Annotated in this window: 21 protein-coding genes; 8 read left to right on the top strand and 13 right to left on the bottom strand. The window is 65.8% G+C overall.

The window, feature by feature from the left end:
* Positions 1–8 precede the first annotated feature (8 nt).
* The 4 genes from P6U25_RS20835 (at position 9) to der (ending at position 4,591) form a co-directional block, all read left to right on the top strand.
* Positions 9–1,607: a class I adenylate-forming enzyme family protein gene (locus tag P6U25_RS20835; RefSeq protein ID WP_407146628.1), complete on the top strand. Its 1,599-nt coding sequence runs from the start codon at positions 9–11 to the stop codon at positions 1,605–1,607.
* 154 nt (positions 1,608–1,761) lie between these two features.
* Positions 1,762–2,415 carry a tetratricopeptide repeat protein gene (locus tag P6U25_RS20830; RefSeq protein WP_407146627.1) on the top strand — a complete coding sequence of 218 codons (654 nt, stop codon included), beginning with the start codon at positions 1,762–1,764 and terminating at the stop codon, positions 2,413–2,415.
* Between the two features lie 81 nt (positions 2,416–2,496).
* Positions 2,497–3,063: a hypothetical protein gene (locus P6U25_RS20825; RefSeq protein WP_407146626.1), complete on the top strand. Its 567-nt coding sequence runs from the start codon at positions 2,497–2,499 to the stop codon at positions 3,061–3,063.
* 142 nt (positions 3,064–3,205) lie between these two features.
* Positions 3,206–4,591, top strand: a complete 1,386-nt coding sequence (gene der / locus P6U25_RS20820; protein WP_407146625.1) for a ribosome biogenesis GTPase Der — start codon at positions 3,206–3,208, stop codon at positions 4,589–4,591.
* 172 nt (positions 4,592–4,763) lie between these two features.
* Here the strand turns inward: der and P6U25_RS20815 are convergent, their stop codons facing one another.
* From P6U25_RS20815 to P6U25_RS20760, 12 genes are all read right to left on the bottom strand, one after another.
* Positions 4,764–5,156, bottom strand: coding sequence for a nuclear transport factor 2 family protein (locus P6U25_RS20815; RefSeq protein WP_407146624.1), 393 nt, complete (start codon positions 5,154–5,156; stop codon positions 4,764–4,766).
* Positions 5,157–5,354: 198 nt separating this feature from the next.
* Positions 5,355–6,590, bottom strand: a complete 1,236-nt coding sequence (locus P6U25_RS20810) for an ABC transporter substrate-binding protein (protein ID WP_407146623.1) — start codon at positions 6,588–6,590, stop codon at positions 5,355–5,357.
* Positions 6,591–6,745: 155 nt separating this feature from the next.
* The gene (locus P6U25_RS20805; protein ID WP_407146622.1) at positions 6,746–7,882 is read right to left on the bottom strand and encodes a hypothetical protein; all 1,137 of its coding nucleotides are present in this window, start codon (positions 7,880–7,882) and stop codon (positions 6,746–6,748) included.
* Between the two features lie 306 nt (positions 7,883–8,188).
* Entirely contained in the window at positions 8,189–8,929 is a 741-nt protein-coding gene (locus P6U25_RS20800; RefSeq protein ID WP_407146621.1) for an SDR family NAD(P)-dependent oxidoreductase, read from the bottom strand.
* A 156-nt stretch (positions 8,930–9,085) separates the two neighbouring features.
* Complete coding sequence (purF, locus tag P6U25_RS20795) at positions 9,086–10,609, bottom strand: amidophosphoribosyltransferase (RefSeq protein WP_407152566.1); 1,524 nt, start codon at positions 10,607–10,609, stop codon at positions 9,086–9,088.
* Between the two features lie 47 nt (positions 10,610–10,656).
* The gene (locus P6U25_RS20790) at positions 10,657–11,292 is read right to left on the bottom strand and encodes a CvpA family protein (RefSeq protein WP_407146620.1); all 636 of its coding nucleotides are present in this window, start codon (positions 11,290–11,292) and stop codon (positions 10,657–10,659) included.
* A 170-nt stretch (positions 11,293–11,462) separates the two neighbouring features.
* Positions 11,463–12,965 (bottom strand): DNA repair protein RadA, encoded by a 1,503-nt coding sequence (radA, locus tag P6U25_RS20785; protein ID WP_407152565.1) that lies wholly within the window; start codon positions 12,963–12,965, stop codon positions 11,463–11,465.
* A gap of 156 nt (positions 12,966–13,121) precedes the next feature.
* Complete coding sequence (locus tag P6U25_RS20780) at positions 13,122–13,847, bottom strand: sulfite exporter TauE/SafE family protein (RefSeq protein WP_407146619.1); 726 nt, start codon at positions 13,845–13,847, stop codon at positions 13,122–13,124.
* Positions 13,848–14,133: 286 nt separating this feature from the next.
* Complete coding sequence (locus tag P6U25_RS20775; RefSeq protein ID WP_407146618.1) at positions 14,134–14,904, bottom strand: exodeoxyribonuclease III; 771 nt, start codon at positions 14,902–14,904, stop codon at positions 14,134–14,136.
* Positions 14,905–14,935: 31 nt separating this feature from the next.
* Entirely contained in the window at positions 14,936–16,156 is a 1,221-nt protein-coding gene (alr, locus tag P6U25_RS20770) for an alanine racemase (RefSeq protein WP_407146617.1), read from the bottom strand.
* A gap of 48 nt (positions 16,157–16,204) precedes the next feature.
* On the bottom strand, positions 16,205–17,707 hold the full coding sequence (locus P6U25_RS20765) for a replicative DNA helicase (RefSeq protein ID WP_407146616.1): 1,503 nt from the start codon (positions 17,705–17,707) through the stop codon (positions 16,205–16,207).
* Between the two features lie 290 nt (positions 17,708–17,997).
* A complete protein-coding gene (locus P6U25_RS20760; RefSeq protein ID WP_407146615.1) occupies positions 17,998–18,120 on the bottom strand; it encodes a hypothetical protein in 123 nt (40 codons plus the stop codon).
* On the opposite strand from P6U25_RS20760, the gene P6U25_RS20755 reads away from it, so the two are divergent.
* Positions 18,119–18,475 (top strand): hypothetical protein, encoded by a 357-nt coding sequence (locus P6U25_RS20755; RefSeq protein ID WP_407146614.1) that lies wholly within the window; start codon positions 18,119–18,121, stop codon positions 18,473–18,475. The genes P6U25_RS20760 and P6U25_RS20755 overlap by 2 nt on opposite strands.
* A 23-nt stretch (positions 18,476–18,498) precedes the next feature.
* On the opposite strand, the gene P6U25_RS20750 is transcribed toward P6U25_RS20755, so the two are convergent.
* Positions 18,499–19,752, bottom strand: coding sequence for a class I SAM-dependent methyltransferase (locus tag P6U25_RS20750; RefSeq protein WP_407146613.1), 1,254 nt, complete (start codon positions 19,750–19,752; stop codon positions 18,499–18,501).
* Between the two features lie 259 nt (positions 19,753–20,011).
* Here P6U25_RS20750 and P6U25_RS20745 point away from each other — a divergent pair, with 259 nt between their 5' ends.
* From P6U25_RS20745 to P6U25_RS20735, 3 genes are all read left to right on the top strand, one after another.
* Entirely contained in the window at positions 20,012–20,944 is a 933-nt protein-coding gene (locus P6U25_RS20745; RefSeq protein WP_407146612.1) for a hypothetical protein, read from the top strand.
* 95 nt (positions 20,945–21,039) lie between these two features.
* Positions 21,040–21,645, top strand: a complete 606-nt coding sequence (locus tag P6U25_RS20740; RefSeq protein ID WP_407146611.1) for a TetR/AcrR family transcriptional regulator — start codon at positions 21,040–21,042, stop codon at positions 21,643–21,645.
* Positions 21,642–22,103 (top strand): PaaI family thioesterase, encoded by a 462-nt coding sequence (locus P6U25_RS20735; protein WP_407146610.1) that lies wholly within the window; start codon positions 21,642–21,644, stop codon positions 22,101–22,103. Before P6U25_RS20740 ends, P6U25_RS20735 begins: the two co-directional genes overlap by 4 nt.
* The last annotated feature ends 23 nt before the right edge of the window (positions 22,104–22,126 follow it).

Below are 22,126 nucleotides of genomic sequence, written 5' to 3'. Positions count from 1 at the left end.
GAGCCGACATGGACTGGTCGCAACACGCACTTCCGCCCATGCGGCTCGAGCCGCGCTTCGGTGACCGCGTCGTGCCGGCCTTCGTGGAGCGGCCGGGCAGCCTCTGGGCGATGATCGCGCAAGCCGTGGCGCAGAACGGCGATGGTGAGGCGCTGATCTGCGGTGATGTGCGCTTGAGCTGGCGCGAGGTGGCGCAGCGCGCGGCCAAGGTCGCGGCCGGCTTCGAAAAGCTCGGCCTTGTGCCCGGCGACCGCGTCGCGATCCTGCTCGGCAATCGCGTCGAGTTCGTGCTGACGATGTTTGCCGCCGCCCATGCCGGGCTGGTGACGGTGCTGCTCTCGACACGTCAGCAGAAGCCCGAAATCGCCTATGTGCTGAACGACTGCGGCGCGAAGCTGCTGGTCCACGAAGCCGGACTTGCCGACCGCGTGCCTGATGCGGCCGATATTCCCGGTCTGCGGCACCGGATCGCCGTGAGCGACGACAGCGCGTCGCAATTTGCGCGCCTGCTCGACAATGCACCGGCATCCGCGCCCGCGGAGGTGAGGGAAGAGGACACCGCGATGATCCTCTACACCTCCGGCACCACCGGCCGGCCGAAGGGCGCGATGCTCGCCCATTGCAACATCATCCATTCCTCGATGGTGTTCGTCTCGTGCCTCAAGCTGACCAAGGTGGATCGTTCGATCGCCGCCGTGCCGCTCGCGCATGTCACGGGCGCCGTCGCCAACATCACGACGATGGTGCGCTGCGCCGGCACGTTGATCGTCATGCCGGAGTTCAAGGCCGCTGACTATCTCAAGCTCGCCGCGCGCGAACGCGTGACCTACACGGTGATGGTGCCGGCGATGTACAATCTCTGCCTGCTGCAGCCGGACTTCGACAGCTATGATCTGTCGAGCTGGCGGATCGGCGGCTTCGGCGGCGCGCCGATGCCGGTTGCCACCATCGAGAAGCTCGATGCCAAGATTCCAGGGCTCAAGCTCGCGAACTGCTACGGCGCGACCGAGACCACGTCACCGTCGACGCTGATGCCGGGCGAACTGACCGCAGCGCATATCGACAGCGTCGGCCTGCCGTGCCCGGGCGCCGAGATCGTCGTGATGGGGCCCGACGGCCGCGAAGTGCCGCGCGGCGAGATCGGCGAGCTGTGGATCCGCAGCGCCTCCGTCATCAGGGGTTACTGGAACAATCCGAAGGCAACGGCTGAGAGTTTTACGGCCGGCTTCTGGCATTCCGGCGATCTCGGCTCAGTCGATGCCGACAATTTCGTCCGCGTGTTCGATCGCCAGAAGGACATGATCAATCGCGGCGGCCTGAAGATCTACTCCGCCGAGGTTGAATCGGTGCTGGCCGGACACCCGGCCGTGGTCGAGAGCGCGATCATTGCGAAGCCGTGTCCAGTGCTCGGCGAGCGTGTGCACGCGGTGATCGTGACGCGCGCCGAGGTCGATGCAGAGGCGCTGCGCGCCTGGTGCGTCGAGCGGCTGTCGGACTACAAGGTGCCGGAGACGATGGCAGTGACCGCAACCCCGCTGCCGCGCAATGCCAACGGCAAGGTGATCAAGCGGCAGTTGCGGGAGACGTTGGCGGCGGCCGCGACCTGATCGGCGAGGTAAACCTCCACGGTTAACGCTTTGATCCGCCTCACTTTGCCTTGCCACCGCCACACCATTAGGGTAACGCCGCGGCGATGTGGGGATCGGGTATGGGCCGGGCCCAGCCCGCGGTTGCGGTCCCGAGGGGATGGGATAGCCTTAAGTGTCTGAATTATTTGATGAAGTAAACGAGGAAGTCCGCCGCGAACAGCTCAAGAAGCTGTGGGACAAGTACTCGCTCCTGATTGTCGCGCTGGTGGTGTTGATCATCGCCGGCGTGGGGGGCTGGCGCGGCTATCAGTATCTCGAGGCCAAGAAGGCCGCCGAGGCGAGTGCGGCATTCGATCGCGCCGCTGAACTGTCCGAGCAGAACAAGCACTCCGAGGCTGAAGCGGCCTTTGCCGACCTCGCGGCCAAGGCGCCGTATGGCTATCGGACGCTGGCGCGGCTGCGCATGGCGGCCGAGGTCGCGACGCGCGACCAGCAGGCCGCCGCGAAGCTCTATGACGAGATCGCCGCCGATCGCAGCATCGGCCGGCCGGAGCAGGATCTGGCGCGGATTCGCGCAGCCCAGCTTCTGATGGAAACCACGACCTATCCGAACATGCTGCAGCGGCTCGAACCGGTGACCGCTCAGGATTCGACCTTCCGTCACACCGCGCGCGAACTGCTGGCGCTGTCAGCCTGGCGGGCCAACGACGCCACCGCCGCGCGCAAGTGGCTCGATCAGATTGCCAATGATGGCGACTCGCCGCCGAGCCTGCGCTCGCGCGCCGAGGCGCTGCAGGCCTTGCTGCCGCCGGCCGCCAAGAGCTGAGAGGCATGATCCGGAAAAGTGGGGACCGGTTTTCCGATTGGGTCATGCCCAGACAAACCTGAGTTGAATGAGAGATCGACCATGCGCCGCTCGCAACGCTTGATCGCAGCCGCAGTTCTCGTCTCGCTTTGCAGTGTGCTGGCGGGCTGCGGTGGCGGCGGCATGGCCAATTTCGATCCGTCCGATCTGCTCGACTTCCTCGACACCAAGAAGAAGCTGCCGGGCGACCGCAAGCCGGTGTTCCCCGATGGCGTGCCAGGTCTCGAGCAGGGCGTGCCGAAGGAGTTGTACAAGAACGAGGTCGAGCAGCAGCAGCGGGAGCAGCAGGCCGCCGAAGCTGCCGCCGCAGCGACGCCTCCGGCGGCGGAGCCGGCGAAACCGGCCAAGAAGCACGCCCGGGGTAAGCCCGCTCCCGCCGCGGACCAGGCCGCTGCGCCCGCCGCTGCGGCGTCCGAGGAGGGAGCTCCCGCTCAATTGCCGCCGGAGCCGAAGAAGAAAAAGATCGCCCGCCGCCGGACCACCGCGCCGCCGCCCGACGACCAGCAGGCGCAGCAGCCTGCCGCGCAGCCGGCGGCCCCGGCCCAGACCACGCAACAATCCGCCGCGCCGTTCCCTGCACCGCTACCGAGCGGTTCGTTTAGCCGCTAGCGGCAGAGCAGAATTCCACCTCTCCCCGTAACGGGGAGAGGGAGAAGGTGCCCTACCATTTGCTTCGACCAACCGCCATTCCTGCTGTAGTTCTTGCCGCAGCGCCCTGATACGCGCGTCTCGGACCGCGCCTGGATGATCCATGTCTTTCACCATCGCCATTATCGGCCGGCCCAATGTCGGCAAATCGACGTTGTTCAACCGCCTGGTCGGCCAGAAGCTCGCGCTGGTCGACGATGAGCCGGGTGTGACGCGCGATCGCCGCGAGGGCCAGGCGCGGCTCGGCGATCTCGACTTCACCATCATCGATACCGCCGGTCTCGACGAGGGCGCCAAGGGCTCGCTGACCGCCCGGATGCAGGAGCAGACCGAAACCGCGATCGCGCTCGCCGACGCCCTGATGTTCGTGATCGACGCCCGCGTCGGCCTGACGCCGACCGACCGCGCCTTTGCCGATTTCGCCCGCCGCGCCAACAAGCCGGTGGTGCTGGTCGCCAACAAGGCCGAAGGCAAGCACGGCGAGATCGGGGCGATGGAATCCTATGCGCTGGGTCTCGGCGATCCCGTACAGATCTCGGCCGAGCATGGCGAGGGCATGGGCGAACTCTACGACGCCTTGAGCTCGTTGATGCCGGAGGGCGCCACCGCGGATGACGACGAGGTGGAGGACGACGAGGACGTCTCGGAGGAGGAGGCCGCGCAGCGCCCGATCCGGGTTGCGATCGTCGGCCGGCCCAATGCCGGCAAGTCGACACTGATCAACCATCTGCTCGGCGAGGAACGTCTGCTGACCAGCCCCGAGGCCGGCACCACGCGGGATTCCATCTCGGTCGAGATCACCTGGCAGGGCCGTGAATTCCGCATCTTCGATACCGCCGGCCTGCGGCGCCGCTCGCGGATCGAGGAGAAGCTGGAGAAGCTCTCGGTCGCCGATGCCTTGCGCGCGGTGCGCTTCGCCGAGGTGGTCGTGATGATGATGGACGCGCAGAACAGGTTCGAGGAGCAGGACCTGCGCATCGCCGACCTGATCGAGCGCGAGGGCCGTGCGATCGTTCTCGCGGTCAACAAATGGGACCTGGTCGAGCGCAAGCCGAACCAGATCTCGGCGCTGCGCACTGACGCCGATCACTGGCTGCCCCAGGTCAAGGGCGCGCCGATCGTGGCGGTGTCCGGCCTGATGGGCGAGGGCATCGATCGCCTGATGACGGCGATCCAGGACGCCTATGCGGTCTGGAACCGGCGTGTGCCGACCTCGGCGCTCAACCGCTGGTTCGAGCAGGCGATCCAGGCCAATCCGCCGCCCGCGGTCTCGGGCCGTCGGCTGAAGCTGAACTACATTACCCAGACCAAGGCGCGCCCGCCGAGCTTCGTGCTGTTCTGCTCGCGCGCCGATGCGATCCCGAAATCCTATCTGCGCTATCTCACCAACGGACTGCGCGAGGCGTTCGATCTGCCGGGCACGCCGGTCCGGATCACGCTGCGCGAGAAGGCCAATCCGTTCGCCCACAAGCGCAAACGGCCGTCATGAACGGAGCAACCGTGCACGTCATGACGGCTTCATCACAGGCGCGCAGATCCGTAGGGCGGGCAAAGCGAAGCGTGCCCACCATGACGAGCACGCCGCCGATGGTGGGCACGGCGCAAGCGTGCCTTCGCCCACCCTACAATCTACAATTCGGCATGCGCGTCGCCGCAACGCGCTAATCGGTTGCCGGCACCGAATGGTGTTCATGCGTGATGCGCCAGGCGCCGTCGACCTTGCGCAATCCGATCGTCAGCCTGAACTGGAACGTGGCGTCGGGAGGACCGCATCGCATCATCGCAACGGCGAAGGCGACGTCGTTGCCCGCGGTGATCGCAATCTCCTCGACGTCGAACGCGTCAGCAGGCTTGTGATAGCGGAAGAACAGATCCCACGTCTTCCGATATTCGTCCAAGCCGCGCGATTGGAGCGGCGGCGGAACGTCGAACATCACGATGTCTTGATCGTGATGGGCGAGTACGCCCGCATAGTCATGCCTGCGGACGGCGTCCGTCCAGGCATCGATCAGTGTCCTGATTTCGATTTCTGCCGTCTTGTCCGGTTGGGTCATCGCTCTCATGCTCCGGGGCTGGCTGATGAATGCTCCGAGGACGAAGACAAGGGCGCACGTCCGACAGGGAGGCGTGCGTTATTTTTGCTGGCGACCGCGACGGGATGATGTGAATGCGAGGCGCGAAGAAAACGGTGCGGGGCGGGCTAGCCGCAGGCCAACCCGCCCCGGTTGCCGAGCGTTACGCTGCGGACGCCGTCACTTCTTCACCAGCGGGCACTCGCTGGCCGAGAGCGGCTTGGCCGCGTCTTCCGGGGAGATTGTGGCGACCAGCTTGTAGTAGTCCCAGGGATATTTGGACTCCTCGGGCTTCTTCACCTCGAACAGATAGGCCGGAATGATGCGGCGGCCGTCGATCCTGAGCGGGCCCTTGCCGAACAAGGGATCGTCGGTCGGGATCTCCTTCATCTTGGCGACGACCTTGGCGCCGTCATGCGGATTGCCGCCCATCGCGTCGAGCGCCTTCAGGTAATGCAGGATGCCGGCATAGACGCCGGCGACCGTCATCGAGGGCATCGTGCCCTTGGGCGAGACCTTCTGGAAGCGCTTCGACCAGGCGCGGGTCTGGTCGTTCATGTCCCAGTAGAACGACTCGGTGAAGGTCAGGCCCTGCGCGATCTTCAGCCCGAGCGCGTGCACATCGTTGATGAACAGCAGCAGCGCCGCGAGCTTCTGGCCGCCGGCGGTGATGCCGAATTCGGAAGCCTGCTTGATCGCGTTGGTGGTGTCGCCGCCGGCATTGGCGAGCCCGATGATCTTGGCCTTGGAGGCCTGAGCCTGCAGCAGGAAGGAGGAGAAGTCAGCGGTGTTGAGCGGATGCTTGACATCACCCAGCACCTTGCCGCCGTTGGCGGTCACGACCGCGGAGGTGTCGCGCTCCAGCGCGTGGCCGAAGGCGTAGTCGGCGGTGAGGAAGAACCAGCTATCGCCGCCCGCCTTGGTCAGCGCCTTGCCGGTGCCGTTGGCGAGCATGTAGGTATCGAAGGTGTAGGAGATCGTGTTGGCGTTGCAGGCCTTGCCGGTGAGGTCGGCGGTCGCAGCGCCGGAGTTGAGCATGATCGAGTTCTTTTCCTTGACCAGGTTGCTCACTGCGAGCGCGACGCCGGAGTTCGGCGTATCGGTGATGATGTCGACCTTCTCGTTGTCGATCCATTGCCGAGCAATGTTGACGCCGACGTCGGGCTTGTTCTGGTGATCGCCGCTCACCAGCTCGATCTTCCAGCCCTTGCCGCGGAGGCCGGAGTCCTCGATCGCCATGTTGGCCGCGGCCACCGAGTTCGCCCCGCCGATGTCGGCATAGAGGCTCGACATATCGTTGAGCACGCCGATCTTGACGTTCTTGTCCAACTTGTCTTGGGCCAACGCAGAAGTCGTGACGGTGAGTGCGGCGCAGGCGAGTAGCACGGCACAGCGCCGCGCAAGCGTCGTCGTCATAAGCAATTTCCTCCACTGTGAATGATCCGGGCAGCCCTCTTGAGATGGAGCCTTTGTGCCGGTCGTCGCGGTTCCCACTTACCTTGTCGGGAGGCCGTCGGCAATCCGTATAAAGCCGCAGGATGCCACTCGCGGCGTCATCCGGCTTTCATCTTTCATTTCAGCGCGCCGGACGTCAGCTTGAATTTCTGGATGCGCTTGCCGTCGACCTCGCCGGTGTAGACGTTGCCGTTCTGGTCGACAGCCATCACGTGCAGCAGTGCGAACTGGCCGGCATTGCGGCCGCTGTGACCGAACGTGCCGACCACGCTGCCGTCCTCGCGCTTGACCACGCGGATCTCGTTGTTGGCACCGTCTGCGTTCAGGAGATAGGTCTGCTTCGGATCGGGCCACAGCGCGAGATCGAACACCGCGCCGTCGCCCCGCGTCTTCTTCTCGTAGAAGTATTCCATCACGAAGGTGCCGTCTGTCTTGAAGACCTGGACGCGGTCCTGGCTGCGATCGCAGACATAGACCAGCCCGTCATTGGAGAGCTTGATGCAGTGCACGGGATTGCCGAACTGGTGCTGCGGCGACGCGCCGGGATCGTAGGGCGGTTGCGGGTCGTCGTTCGGGCGGTTGCCATAGGCGCCCCAGTGTCGCTTATAGGCGAGCGTCGTCGCGTCGAACACGATGACGCGGCGGTTGCCGTAGCCGTCGGCGACGTAGAGCTCGTCGGCCGCCTTGTCGATCGCGATTCCTGCGGGCTTGCCGAGTTGCGTGGTGTCATTGCTGTTGGTGCGCGGCGCGATCTTGCCGATCTGGCCAAGATACTTGCCGTCGAGCGAGAACTTCAGGATCGCGCTGTCGTCGTCGGCATTGCCGCCGATCCAGACGAAGCCGCGTTCGTCGACCACGATGCCGTGCTCGCGGCCGATCCATTGATAGCCGGCGCCGGGGCCGCCCCAGGCGCGCAGCAGATTGCCGTCGGCGTCGAACTCGAGCACCGGCGGCGCGGGCACGCAGCATTTGGCGCGCGGCGGCGTCAGGCTCGCGGCCTTCTCGTTTTCGGTGAGCGAGCGCGGGCGATGGATCACCCAGATATGCCCTTGCCAGTCGACGGTGATGCCGCCGATCTGGCCGAGGATCCAGTTGTTCGGAAGCTGCTTGGGCCAGGAGGTGTCGACCGCGAAGGTCGGGACGTCGGCGGCGGTGGCGGAGTTGAGCGGAGCGAGAAGGGCCGAAGATGCGATGCAGGCGGAGAAAATCAATCCGGACAGTTTGAAGCGCGCGCGTTTGAGCGTCGGCGTCATCGGTGCCTCCCGTGATTTTTCTTGGCGGGTGTCCCGTTGGGACGGCAGTCAATCGTGGGGAGGGAGCTGAGTCAATTGCATTAGGAAAGGCAAGCGGACGCGTCAAAAAAGGTGTCATCGCCCGGCCTGCCGCCTCCGCAAGATGCTTCGGCGCGCCTGATATCCGAGCCCCGTCGAAGCCTTGGCGTAGACGGGACCGGGCGATCCAGTACGCTGCGGCTTCTCGATTCAATCGCAATCGCCTCTGGAATACTGGATCCCCGCTTTCGCGGGGATGACGATCGAGGGTGTGGCGCGGCCGGATAACTACGCCGGCGGCTGGAAACTCCGCAGCGTGCGGGCCTTGTAGTCGTAGAGCTTGCCGGTTTCGGTCCAGTTAGGCGCGCACATCGGCACGATGAATTCGGCGGCCATCTCGGGCGTGTCGAGCGTCATCGGGTCTTCGCCGGGAAACACCGCAGCCCGCATCCTTGTGCGGATCGGCCCGGGGCTGAACAGGTTGACGCGCAGCCTGGTGTTGACGGTCTCGTTGGCCCAGGAGCGCACCAGCGCCTCGAGCGCGGCTTTCGATGCCGCGTAGGGGCCGAGATAGGCGTTGGCCTTGTAGGCCGCGCCCGAGGTAACGAACACCGCGCGGCCGGCATCGGACTGCTTGAGCAGCGGGTCCATGCAGCGGATCAACTGGAAGTTCGCGGTGACGTTCACCGCCATCACATCGTTCCACGGCTTCAGCTCGATATGGCCGAGCGGCGACGAGGGACCGGCGACGCCGGCGTTGCCGACGAGGATGTCGAGCTTGCCGTGGCGCTCGTGGAGCGCGAGGCCGAGCCGCGCGATGCCCTCATAGTCGGTGAGAGTGAGCGGTACCAGCGTGGCGCTGCCGCCGTGCTTGCGGATCTCGTCGTCGAGCTCCTCGAGCCCGCCTTGCGTGCGCGCCACCGCCACGACATGTGCGCCGGCCTTGGCGAGCGCAATCGCGGTGGCATAGCCGATGCCGCGCGAGGCGCCGGTCACGAGGGCGATACGGGAGGCGAGGGGTTTTGTCATGGAAGAGACTCTAACAAATCGTCGTCCCGGCGAAAGCCGGGACCCATACGCCGTGACGGCGGCATGGAAGAAACTGTTGGTGTCTGATACCACCCCAGCCGGATAGGCCGGTGGTGATGGGTCCCGGCCTTCGCCGGGACGACACCGTACGTAGGCTCAGCTCGCTTCCGCCAGCAGCGAGAGCTGGCGCGGCGCGGGCTCGACGTCGCTCTGGTCGGTGAGGTGGGTCGGATAGGCGCCGGTGAAGCAGTGGTCGGCGAATTTCGGATTGGCGGGATCGCGGCCCTGGTAGCCCATCGCGCGGTACATACCGTCGATCGACAGGAACGCCAGCGAGTCGGCGCCGATGATCTCGCGCATCTCCTCGACCGAATGAGTGGCGGCGAGCAGGCCGCCGCGGTCGGGCAGGTCGATGCCGTAATAGTCGGGATAGAGGATCGGCGGCGAGGCGAGGCGGAAATGCACCTCGCGGGCGCCGGCGTCGCGCATCATGCGCACGATCTTCTTCGAGGTGGTGCCGCGCACCAGCGAGTCGTCGATCAGGATGATGCGCTTGCCCTCGATCGCGGCGCGGTTGGCCGAATGCTTCATGCGCACGCCGAGCTCGCGCACGCTCTGGGTCGGCTGGATGAAGGTGCGGCCGACATAGTGGTTGCGGATGATGCCGAGCTCGAACGGCACGCCGGAATACTGGCTGTAGCCGACGGCGGCGGGCACGCCGGAGTCCGGCACCGGCACCACGACATCGACGTCGGGATGGCTCTCGCGCGCGAGCTGCGCGCCGAACGCCTTGCGCACGTCGTAGACCGAGCGGCCGCCGACGATGGAATCCGGCCGGGCGAAATAGATGTATTCGAAGATGCAGGGCCGCGCCGGCTTCGGCGGGAATGGCTTGTGGCTGTGCGCGCCATGATCGTCGAACACGATGATCTCGCCGGGCTCGATGTCGCGGACATATTTGGCGCCGATCATGTCGAGCGCGCAGGTCTCCGAGGTCAGGATCGGGCGGCCATCGAGATCGCCGAGCACCAGCGGGCGGATGCCGAGCGGATCGCGCGCGCCGATCAGCTTCTTGTTGGTCAGCGCGACCAGCGCGTAGGCGCCCTCGATCGCGCGCAGCGCCTCGATGAAGCGGTCGATGAAACGGGCGCGCTTGGACTGCGCCACCAGATGCAGGATCACCTCGGTGTCGGTGGTCGACTGCATCATGGCGCCGCCCTTCACGAGTTCGCGGCGCAAAGTGAGGGCATTGGTGAGGTTGCCGTTGTGGCCGACCGCGAAACCGCCGGCGTTGAGCTCGGCGAATAGCGGCTGCACGTTGCGCAGGATGGTGGCGCCGGTCGTGGAGTAGCGGACATGGCCGACCGCGGCGCTGCCGGGCAGGCGCTCGATCACCTCGCGGCGGGAGAAGGTGTCGCCGACGAGGCCGAGGCGGCGCTCGGAATGGAAGCGGCTGCCGTCGAAGGAGACGATGCCGGCGGCCTCCTGGCCGCGATGCTGGAGGGCGTGCAGGCCGAGCGCGGTGATGGCGGCGGCGTCCGGGTTGCCGAAGATGCCGAAGACGCCGCATTCTTCGCGGAGCGTGTCGCCATCCAGATCAGGGTGTCGGAGATCATCCTGCAATTCGATCGGGCCGAGGTCGAGATCCAGTTGGTCGGCGTGATCGGAAGGGGTCTGCATCTCGTTCATCGCCTCTCGTTGGGGCCCGTCAAAGTCAGTTGCCTGCGTCAATGGCCTGCGGGTTTCTCGATCAGCTTTTTAAGGCTGTCGCGGGCAGGTTTGCTATAGCCGTCGCCCGACGCAGGCGTTGTCGCCTGATCGGGATCAGCAGCAGAATCGTCGTCCGGCTTATTCTTTTTGAACTTCTTTAAGATGGTGTTCTCGGGGTCGTCAGGCAAGAGCGACATCAGCCAATCCCCGGTTCCCTGCAGCACCACCCGGGACTTCGCCCCGCTCACCCAGTCCGGCCGCTGCTTGTCCGGGACCAGCCAGGTGAAGAACATGAACGCCACGACCACGATCAGGAGGCCGCGGGCGAGGCCGAACAGGAAGCCCAGCGTCCGGTCCAGCGCGCCGATCCGCGAATCCAGGATCATGTCGGAGATCCGCACCGTGATCACGGAGACCACGATCAGCGTGCCAATAAAGGTGCCGGCCACCACGACGATGGCCGCGACCGTGTCGTTGTTGAAGTAGGTCTTGGCGGTCGGCAGCAGCTTCGAGAACGCATACAGCGTCACCAGCGCCGCGGCGCCCCAGGCGGCGATCGACAGGATCTCGCGCATGAAGCCGCGCACCATGGCAAGCAGGCCCGAGATCAGCATCACCCCGAGCAGGACGAGATCAAGTATCGTTATGGGCATCGGCTGGTCAGGTCCGCTGGTACGTTGGGTACGCTGTTAATGGCTCTCGCGAATCGGCGTGTCGGTGCCGTCCTAACTGAGGCGCATCGGGTGCGTCCGGCAAGGCCGGAGAGCCACCTGTCCCGCGCGGCGGATGTATAGCGGCGGGGGGCTGATACGTCACGCCCGGTTTAGCGGGTCTCCCGACGGAATCGGGCCGGTGTGGCATTTTTCTCAGCCGGATCAGAGCCCGCGGGGCCGTCCTGGTCGCCCCTTGGCGGAGCCCGATTGCCGCTCGGTGTTCCCCGGCCGCCTCTTGGCGTACCACGCGCGGCGATTTCGGCGACCAGCGTTGTCAGATTGCCGACGCTGTTGAGCGACAGCCCGGCGTCGCTGCTCGTCTCGCCCCGGGCCGATTCGGGCAGGATCGCGCGGCCGAAGCCAAGCTTGAGTGCCTCCTTCAGCCGTGCCGGCGTCTGCGCCACCGGGCGGATCGCGCCGGAGAGCGAAATCTCGCCAAAATAGACCGCATCGGTCGGCAGCGGGGCGTTCACCAGCGAGGACACTAATGCGGCCGCCGCGGCGAGGTCCGCCGCCGGTTCCTGGATGCGCAACCCGCCGGCGACGTTGAGATAGACGTCATGGCCGGAGAGTTTCACCCCGCAATGGGCTTCCAGCACCGCCAGCACCATCGACAGCCGGCTCGGGTCCCAGCCGACCACGGCGCGGCGCGGCGTGCCGAGCGAGGTCGGCGCCACCAGCGCCTGCAACTCGACCAGCACCGGCCGCGTGCCCTCGATGCCGGCGAACACCGCCGTGCCGGGGCTGCCGAGGTCGCGTTCAGAGAGGAACAATTCGGATGGGTTGGTGACCTCGCGTAGGCCGAGCCCGGTCATCTCGAACACGCCGATCTCGTCGGTCGCGCCGAAGCGGTTCTTCACCGAGCGCAGGATGCGGAACTGCTGCGAGCCTTCACCCTCGAAGGAGAGCACGGCGTCGACCATGTGCTCGACCACGCGAGGACCCGCGATCTGGCCGTCCTTGGTGACGTGGCCGACGAGGATGATCGCGGCCCCGGTCTTCTTGGCGAACCTGATCAGCGCCTGCGCCGAGGCGCGGACCTGGGTGACGGTGCCGGGCGCGGACTCGACGGTGTCAGTCCACATGGTCTGGATCGAGTCGATCACGATCAGGCGCGGGACGGTGCCTTCCGACAGCGTCGAGACGATGTCCTCGACCGAGGTTTCCGCCGCCAATTGCACCGGCGCGTCGGCGAGGCCGAGCCGGTCGGCCCGCAGCCGCACCTGCGCCACCGCCTCTTCGCCGGAGATGTAGACCACCCGATGCCCGGCGCGCGCCATCATGCTGGTCGCCTGCGTCAGCAGCGTCGACTTGCCGATCCCGGGATCGCCGCCGACCAGGAGCACCGAGCCGCGCACGAAGCCGCCGCCGGTGACGCGATCGAGCTCAGCCATCCCGGAGGAGAGGCGCGGGGCGTCCTGAGTCTTGCCGGACAGCGACTCCAGCGCGAACGTCCGGCCCTTGCGCTTACTGCGGATCGAGACCGGCACTGAGCCGGACGTGTCTTCCTCGGCCAGCGTGTTCCACTCGCCGCAGGCGTCGCACTTGCCCTGCCAGCGATTATACGCCGCGCCGCAGTTCTGGCAGACGAAGGAGAGCGTGTTCTTGGCCATCGGTAGGTGAGTCGCACTGTCGAGCAGCGTGCATAACACGGTTCGGCTGGCGAACACGATCCATCAATGATTGGCTCTGCCGGACGGCGGGGATCAGTGGGAGAAGATCCGCGCTCCGGCCACCCACCGTAGCGTGTCGCCCAGAGTAGCGCGGACTTAGTGCGAGACGGCCGACCACAGCAGTGTCGCGCCCGCGATCAGCATGATGCCGTCCATCAGCAGGCGAAACGCCTCGGGCTTCATCTGTAGCACGAAGCGCTTGGCGATGAAGGCGCCGGCCATCAGCGACGCGCCGGCGATCAGGCCCTTCAGCGCCACCGCGGCGGTGAGTGCGCCGAAGCGCTCGAACGTCACCGATTTGCTCACATAGAGCCCGAGCGAGCTTGCCGCCTCGGTGGCGAGGAACGCGCCACGGGACAGGCCATAGAACAGGAACAGCGGCACGCTGAGCGGCCCGGTCGAGACCACGATGCCGGTGAGATAGCCGATCACGGCGCCGCCGACCGCGAGGTGCCAGAGCCTGGCTCTGAGCCTGTGTCGCGCGATCCAGTGCCGCACCGGCACCATTGCGATCAGGAACGCCCCGATCGCGACGTCGACAGCGCGCGAGGGCAAGACGAGCAGCGTCCGCGCGCCGAGCGCTGCCGCCGGAATGCCGGTGATGGAGTAGGCCACGCAGGCGCGCCAGTCGACCTCGCGCCACCAGGCAAGGATGCGCGAGAGATTGGCCATCACGGACGCGACCGCCATGATCGGCACGGCCTGCTTCGGCCCGAACTGATAGACCAGCACCGGCATCAGCATGATCGACGAGCCGGTGCCGACGATGCCGGAAATGGTGCCTGCGACCAGGCCGACGATGAGGACGAAGAGGTAGCCCACGCGCATGCTCCGGCGAGGTGATACCCCCTGCCACCGATTTGCGCGATGGCGCAAGCCCCTGCGTCAGCCTTTGGCAAATCATGTCGCGAGAATGCGGAAGTATGACTCACCGGCCGAACCACATATTCAGTGTCGTCCCTGCGAAAGCAGGGACCCATAACCACAAGTGCTGATTGTTGAACGATGCCGGGACGACGGGTCCCTCCAACAACATCTGCTGCGGAGTATGGGTCCCTGCTTTCGCAGGGACGACAGTGCCATCGGGGCCCAGGGCCGGCAAGCACCATCACTTCAACACCACCCACGCCGGCGCGTGGTCGCTGGCGCCGTCTGCGCCGCGGATGTCGCGATCGACGCCGGCCGCGGTGAGCCGTGCTGCCAGCGCAGGGCTGAGCAGCAGATGATCGAGCCGCAAGCCGGCATCGCGCGGCCAGCGGTTGCGCTTGTAGTCCCAGAAGGTGAACATCGGCGCGTCGGGATGCAGCGTGCGGATCGCGTCGCACCAGCCCTGATCGACCAGCGCCTTGAACGCGGCGCGGCTTTGCGGCTGGATCAGCGCATCCTTGTCCCAGGAGCGGGTCGGATAGATGTCGAACGTATCAGGCGCGACATTATAGTCGCCAGCGAGCACGACCGGAACGTCCTGCTTGAGCAGCTTGGCGGCGTGCGCGCGCAGCCGCTTGAACCAGGCGAGCTTGTAGTCGAATTTCGGCCCGGGCTGCGGATTGCCATTCGGCAAATAGAGACTGGTGACGACGATGCCACGCACCGCGGCCTCGATGTAGCGCGCCTCATGATCGTCGCGGTCGCCGGGCAGAGCGGTGCGGATCAGCACCGGCTCGGTGTTGCGTGCGAGGATGGCGACGCCGTTCCACGTCTTCTGTCCCTGCCATACCGCGCCATAGCCGGCTGTCTCGAGCGCAGTCTGCGGAAACTCGGCCTCGCTCGCCTTGAGCTCTTGCAGGCTGACGACGTCGGGCTTCGCCGCGCGCAGCCAGCGCAGCAGGTTCGGCAGGCGCCGATTGATGTTGTTGATGTTGAAGGTCGCGATCTTCATGCGATCCCGGCGATCGCGAGCCCTTCTATGGTCAGCTCGATGCTGCGACAGACGCCGCTGGCGGTGGCGCGATCGGCTGCGCGACGGCGCCGCCGCCCTTGTAGACCCGCGCGAAGCGGCGGCCGAGGCTGGTCAGCACCTCATAGCCGATCGTGCCGAAATGGCGTGCGATCTCGTCGACCGTGATGCCTTCGCCGATCAGCGTCACCATGTGGCCGCGGCGCGCGGCATTCTTGTCGAGGTCGGTGATGTCGACCGCGATCAGGTCCATCGAGACGCGGCCCGCGATCGGGCAGCGCTTGCCGGCAACGATGACCTCGGCGCCGCGGGTGCCGTCATTGGCGCTGGCGGCGCGGAAATAACCATCGGCATAGCCGGCCGAGACGATGGCAAGCCGCGTCGGCCGCCGGGCCGTCCAGGTGCCGCCATAGCCGACGGTCTCGCCGCGATCGATATTGCGGATCTGCACGATGCGCGCCTTGAGATCGACCACCTGCTGCATCGGGTTGTCGGCCTCCGGCGTCGGATTGACGCCATAGAGCGCGCAGCCGGGACGGACGATGTCGAACTGGAAATGCGGGCCGAGGAAGACGCCGGACGAGTTCGCGAGCGAGGCCGGCACGCCTGCGAACAGGCTTGCGATCTCGCGGAAGGTGGCAAGTTGCCTGGCGTTGGTGGGATTGTTGAGCTGCTCGGCAGCGACGAGGTGGCTCATCACCAGCGTGATGCCGTGATCGCCGGCGTTGATGCGCGGAATGATGCCCTGCGCTTCGCTGACCGTGAGGCCAAGCCGGTTCATTCCGGTATCGATATGGATGCCGGCGCCGCCCGACCAGCCCGAGCGGCGGCAGAACACGTCCCATTCGGCGAGCTCGTTGAGATCGCCGATCACCGGCTTGCAATCGATCTTGGCGTAACGGTCGCCGGTGTTCTGGAAGAAGCCGCCGAGCGAATAGATGGTGGCCTGGGGAGCTGCCGCGCGCACCGCGGCGGCTTCGTCCACGGTGGCGACGAAGAAGGTCTTGCAGCCGGCATTGGCGAGCGCGCGCGCAACCTGCTCGGCGCCGCAGCCATAGGCGTTGGCCTTGACCACGGCGGCGCATTCGGCCGGGATCGCGGTCTTCTCGAGCTTGCGCCAGTTGGCGACGATGGCGTCGAGATCGACGGTGAGGATGCCGGTGGCGGCCGGATGGGCCGCCAGCAGGCTGGCTTCGGGCGTGAGCTGGGATTTCGCGTCGGTCACGATGTTCATGCGTCAGTTGTACGCGCGGGACTTCGAGCGTTCAACCGCGGCAGCGCGTTAGTAGCCGCGATCCGGGACTTGGCCGTCGGGCGCGAGATCGCCGAACCGGGTGACGCTGGCTTCGAAGTGCAATTCGACGGTTCCGGTGGGGCCGTGGCGCTGCTTGCCGATGATGACTTCGGCCTTGCCATGGGCGAGGCCCATCTCGGTCTGCCACTTCTCATGTTCGGGGGTGCCGGGGCGCGGCTCCTTGTTCGCGAGGTAGTATTCCTCGCGATAGACGAACATCACGACGTCGGCGTCCTGCTCGATCGAGCCGGATTCACGAAGGTCGGAGAGCTGGGGTCGCTTGTCGTCGCGATTTTCGACCTGACGCGAGAGCTGCGACAGCGCGATCACGGGGACGTTCAACTCCTTCGCCAGCGCCTTCAGGCTGGTGGTGATCTCGGTGATTTCCTGGACACGGTTGTCGCTGCCGCGCTTACCCGAGCCTTGCAGAAGCTGGATGTAGTCGATCACGATCAGGTCGAGGCCCTTCTGCCGCTTGAGACGGCGGGCGCGGGCGGTGAGCTGCGAGATCGACAGGCCGCCGGTCTCGTCGACATAGAACGGCAAGGATTGCAGCTCGATCGAGCAGTCGCGGATCTTCTCGAAATCCATCTCTGTGATGCCGCCGCGGCGGATCAGGCTCGAGGGGATGCCGGTGCGCTCGGCCAGAATACGGGTGGCGAGCTGCTCGCCGCTCATTTCGCACGAGAAGAAGCCGACGGCTCCGCCGTTGACAGCCTTGGTGGTGCCGTCCGCCTGCACCTCTGGCACATAGGCCTTGGCGATGTTGTAGGCGATGTTGGTGGCCAGCGAGGTCTTGCCCATGCCGGGACGGCCGGCGAGCACGATGAGGTCGGAGGGCTGCAAGCCGCCCATCCTGGCGTCGAGGTCGCGCAGGCCGGTCGAGATGCCCGACAGCTTGCCGTCGCGCTGGAACGCCTTCGCCGCCATGTCGACGGCAACCGTGAGGGCCTGTGAGAAGCGCTGGAAGCCGCCGTCATAGCGGCCGGTCTCGGCGAGAGAGTAAAGCTGCCGTTCGGCATCCTCGATCTGGGCGCGGGGCGCGAAGTCCACCGACGCCTCATAGGCGACGTTGACGATCTCTTCGCCGATCCGGATCAGGTCGCGGCGCAGGCTGAGATCATAGACCGTGCGGCCGTAATCCTGGGCGTTGATGATGGTGGTTGCCTCGGCGGCGAGCCGGGCGAGGTATTGGCTGACCGTCATGCCGCCGATGTCGAGATCGGCCGGCAGGAAGGTCTTCAGCGTGATCGGGGTCGCGACCTTGCCCATCCGGATCAGACTCGCGGCCGTCTCGTAGATCTGCTGGTGGATGGTTTCGAAGAAGTGCTTCGGCTCCAGGAAATCGGAGACCCGGTAGAACGCGTCGTTGTTGACCAGGATCGCGCCCAGAAGGCTCTGTTCCGCTTCGATGTTGTGCGGTGCACTCCGGTACGCCGGTGCTCCGGCGTCCGGTGCGAGCTGGTGGACGTTCGAATCAATCAAGGCCATGGACGAGCTTATTCTTCTGATTTCGTCGTTACTGCGATTTTCGGATGTGGGGCCGCGATCAAGCGCCAGCCCGGCACGAAGCGAAAGACGAGATGCGCCTTATGCCCGATTCACACAACGCGGTGTGTGAATCCAAGACCGGCGAACGCATTCGGCTTGACGGGGATTTGGCGAAACCGGGCAGGGGACGGCGGTACGGCGTCGTCATCGCTGAAAGTTGGGCGCGGCCTGAACCTTTTCTCGGGCCGGCGCACCCATCAGGAGGCGAGGCGTCCGTTGGTTCTGATTCGTCAGACCAGGATAAGGAAGGCCAGTGCGATCAAGGCTGCCGCCACGCCGGTTGCGATCAGGGCGTAGTCGGTCACGATATCGCGCTGCGGGTCCAACATCGATCGGTAAGTTTGGCGATTCATGCCCGACCACTACGACGGGCCGGGCAGGGTTTCTGTGAAGCAGGTCACACCGGCCGCATTTTATTTGCGGCATGGTGGCGGGAACTGGCTGGCGGTTTCCGGGTTGTTGTCACTCAGCGAAGATACGGCGACGATGGCGCAGGAGTTTCAGACATCGCGGTTTGTGGTCGATCCGGCGAAGGGCCTCGACGGGCGCTGGCTGGCGACGCTGATAGACGCTATGGAGCAGGCCGTTCGTCCGGAGATCCGCAATGCTCCCTGCGACCCCGAGCTGATCTCAGCCGTTTCGGCCCATCTGGCGCGGCCCGCGTCGGCCTTCGCCCACTACGGATCGGCCTACAGCCTGCGCAACTAGCCGCTCTCACCTTTTCGTCAGGCTTACTCGCCCGCGAGCTGCAGGCGGGGCGTGGCGGCATCCGCCTCCTTCAGCCGCAGCCGCGCTTCCTCGCGGCCGATATAATCCCGCGTCATCGGCACGATGCCCTGCCGCTTCGTGAGCTGGAGCTGGAAGTTCATCATATTCTGCACGCGGAACGACATCTCCGATGCTGCCAGATAGAACTCCCACATCCGGGCAAAGCGCTCGTCGTACAACCGGACCGCTTCCTCGCGACGCGCCATGAACCGGTCGCGCCACGCCTTCAGTGTCTCGGCATAGTGCAGGCGCAGGATCTCCATGTCACAGACCAGGAGTCCCGCCTTCTCGATTGCGGGCATGACTTCGGAGAGCGCCGGGATGTAACCGCCCGGGAAGATGTATTTCCTGATCCAGGGGCTGGTGACGTCAGGCCCGGTCGAGCGGCCGATCGAATGCAGCATCATGACGCCGTCGTCGCTCAGGAGCTCGGCGCAGCGCTTGAAGAAGGTCTCGTAGAAAGCGACCCCGACATGCTCGAACATGCCGACCGAGATGATGCGGTCGAACGGGCCGGGAATGTCGCGGTAGTCCTGGAGCAGGAAACGCGCCGATTGCGCGAGGTTGCGTTCGGCGGCGCGGGCATTGGATATCTGCAACTGCTCGGTCGACAGCGTGACGCCGGTGACATCGGCGCCGGTCATCTCGGCGAGGTAGAGCCCCAGTCCACCCCAGCCGGAGCCGATGTCAAGGACACGGTCGCCCGGTCGCACCAGGAGCTTGGCGGTGAGATGGCGCTTCTTGGCGAGCTGGGCGTCGTCCAGCGCCGCATCGGACGTCTCGAAATAGGCGCAACTATATTGCTTGTCGGCGTCAAGAAAGAGCGAGTAGAGGCGTCCGTCGAGATCGTAATGCCGGGCGACGTTATTCCTGGACCGGCCGCGGACATTGAGCTGCTGGATGCGCCGTCCGAGGAAACGCAGGCCCGACTGGAGCCGGGCATAGTTCGGCAGCATATCGGCCTGGCCCATCAGGACCGCCAGCGCATCCGCGATGGTGCCTTGCTCCACCACGAACGTGCCGTCCATGTAGGCTTCGCCGAGATAGAGCTCTGGATCAAGGAGAACGCGGGCCTGTGCCGCAGTGCTCGTGAAGCGTACCGCCACCGGAACTCCGGTGCCGTCGCCACAGGTGAACCTCATTCCGCTTGCGGTCGTGAACGTGATCGAACCGCGCCGAACGAACTGCCCCAAGAAATATCGCAACAATCGATCCATCGATACACCAACGGAACGGCAAGCTGCTTGCGCCCGACACCACCGGAGCGGGGTGCTCCAGTGTGTCCCCACGGAACAAACATAGGCACGGAATTAGATCGCGCTACTGCATTGTGGTCAAAGCCGATATTCCGAAATGTGACAATACCGTGTGTGTGTCATGGATGCGCTTCCATTCGCGAGATAATCGGATAAAAGGTGACCCGCCGCAGCCCATGGATCCCTGGCGGCGATTTTCCGGAATTTGGAGACTTAAAGGATGTTGAGCCGAGCCCTCAGTCTGGCGACGGTGACGCTTCTGGTTGGCTGCTTCTCGGCAGCATCTGCGCAAGCGCAAAACCTCGAGGCCGGCAAGAGCCCCTCCCAAATCTTCTCGAGCACCTGCACCGCGTGTCACAAAAGTCCGCGCGGCCTGCTGAAGACCGTGCCGGCGTCCTCGCTGCCGGGCTTCCTGCGCCAGCACTACACGACGTCCAGCGACATGGCCGGAGTGCTCGCGTCCTATCTGATTTCCAATGGCGCCAACGATCCCCGTTACCAGGCCAAGGACAAGCCCAAGGGGGCCAGAGAGGGCAGGGATGACCGCGAGGCAAGGCAGCCGGCGGAGCCGTCCGAGCGCGCCGGCCACAAGCCGCATTCGGGCGCCGCTTCGCAGGAGGCTGCGAAGCCCGATGCCGACGGGGTGACGCCGGCCGAGGGACGTGCCGGCCGCAAGGACAAGCGCATGGCCCGTCCGAGCGAGGCGCCGGAGGGTGTCAAGCCTGCTGCCGACGGTGAGCCGCCGGCCGCCGGCGAGGAGAAGCCGTCCCGCCACAAGCTCGGCCGTCGCGGCAAGCACATCGAGGAGAAGCCCGACGACGCTGCGAAGGGCGAAACGCCGAAGGACGAGCCCAAGGCCGCCAAGGGTCAGGAGAAGGTCGACAGCGACAAGCCGGCGAACGCCAAGTCGGGACCGGACAAGTCGGAGGCGGACAAGCCCGACCGCGCCAAGGTCGATGCGCCCAAGGAAAGCACCGGCGGCGAATCGACGCCGCTGCGCGCCGACCCAGTCCCGCCGGTGACACCGGCTCCGGCGGCTGCCGCGCCTGCGCCGACCCCGAGCCCGGCTGCGGCTGCTTCGCCTGCGCCGGCCACGGCTGCCGCACCAGCCCCGACGCCGGCCGGAACCCCCGAAGGTTCGGCGTCGAAGTAGCAATCGCCAAAGCCCGGCCCTCGCAGGCCGGGCAAATTCTTGACCATCACTAGAGTATCACTCTAGAGTGCTGATCTAGCAACGAGGACGAGCAGGTGAGCACAGCGCGCGAGGATCTACTGGAAGCGGGACTGGCGGTGTTCGATCGGGACGGCTTCGAAGGCGCGACGGTTGCCGCGATCCGCAGCCGGGCGCGGGCCTCCAACGGCAGCTTCTTCCACTTCTTCAACTCGAAGAAGGAGCTGGCCGGAACTCTCTTTCTGGAGGTCCTGCAGAGCTACCACGCCGCGATCATCACCTCGGTCGATGCATCCTGCGGCGCGCGCGATGGCGTTGCGCGGCTGATCCGCGCCCACCTCGATTGGGTCGTGAGCAACCGGCGAGAGGCGCGCTTCCTGTTCGAAATTTCGCGCAGCGAATGGGGTGAGGAGGTGCGCGGCGCCCAGCGCACCGAGAACTCGCGGCTGGCCGAGGGGATCGAGCGCTGGCGCGCCCCGCTGCTCGCCCGCGGCGAATTGCTGCCGATGAGCGCGGTGCTGTTCTTCAGCCAGATCATCGGTCCGGCGCAAATTTTCTGCCGGGCCTATCTGTCGGGCCGCGACCGCAGCGACCCGCGGGATCAGGTCGAGACGCTGATTGCCTGCGCAATCCGCGCGGTGGTGGCGCCGGGAGCGGCGGAGCACACAGGAGAAACGTCATGAACGAAACCGATCCGGACTTCGCGCCGATCGCGGCACGGATCCGCGACAACGTCGGCCGCCAGGGCTTCATGGGCCATGTCGGTGCGGAATTGGCCGAGCTGTCGCGCGGCGCCTGTACGCTCGCGGTCGATCGGCGCCCCGAGCTGTTGCAGCAGCACGGCCTGTTTCACGGCGGGGTGACGGCGTTTCTGGTCGACAACGCCACGACGATTGCGGCAGCGACGTCGCGCGGCCAGCCGGCGCTGACGGCGGAGTACAAGTTGAACCTGCTGTCGCCGGCGTCGGGCGATCGCCTGATCTGCCGCGCGCGGGTGGTCAAGCCGGGGCGTCAGGTCGCGGTGGTCGCGGCCGACGTGTTCTGCGTGATCGACGGCAAGGAAAAGCACACGGCGACGGCGTTGGCGTCGATTGCGATGCTGGACGATGCGGCCGCGGCACGAATCCAAAGCCCGGCCTGATCAGGCCGGGCTTCAGTCGGTTG

Source organism: Bradyrhizobium sp. ORS 86, from assembly GCF_045571475.1.
Lineage (GTDB): Bacteria > Pseudomonadota > Alphaproteobacteria > Rhizobiales > Xanthobacteraceae > Bradyrhizobium.
This window is presented reverse-complemented; position numbering and strand designations above follow the sequence as displayed.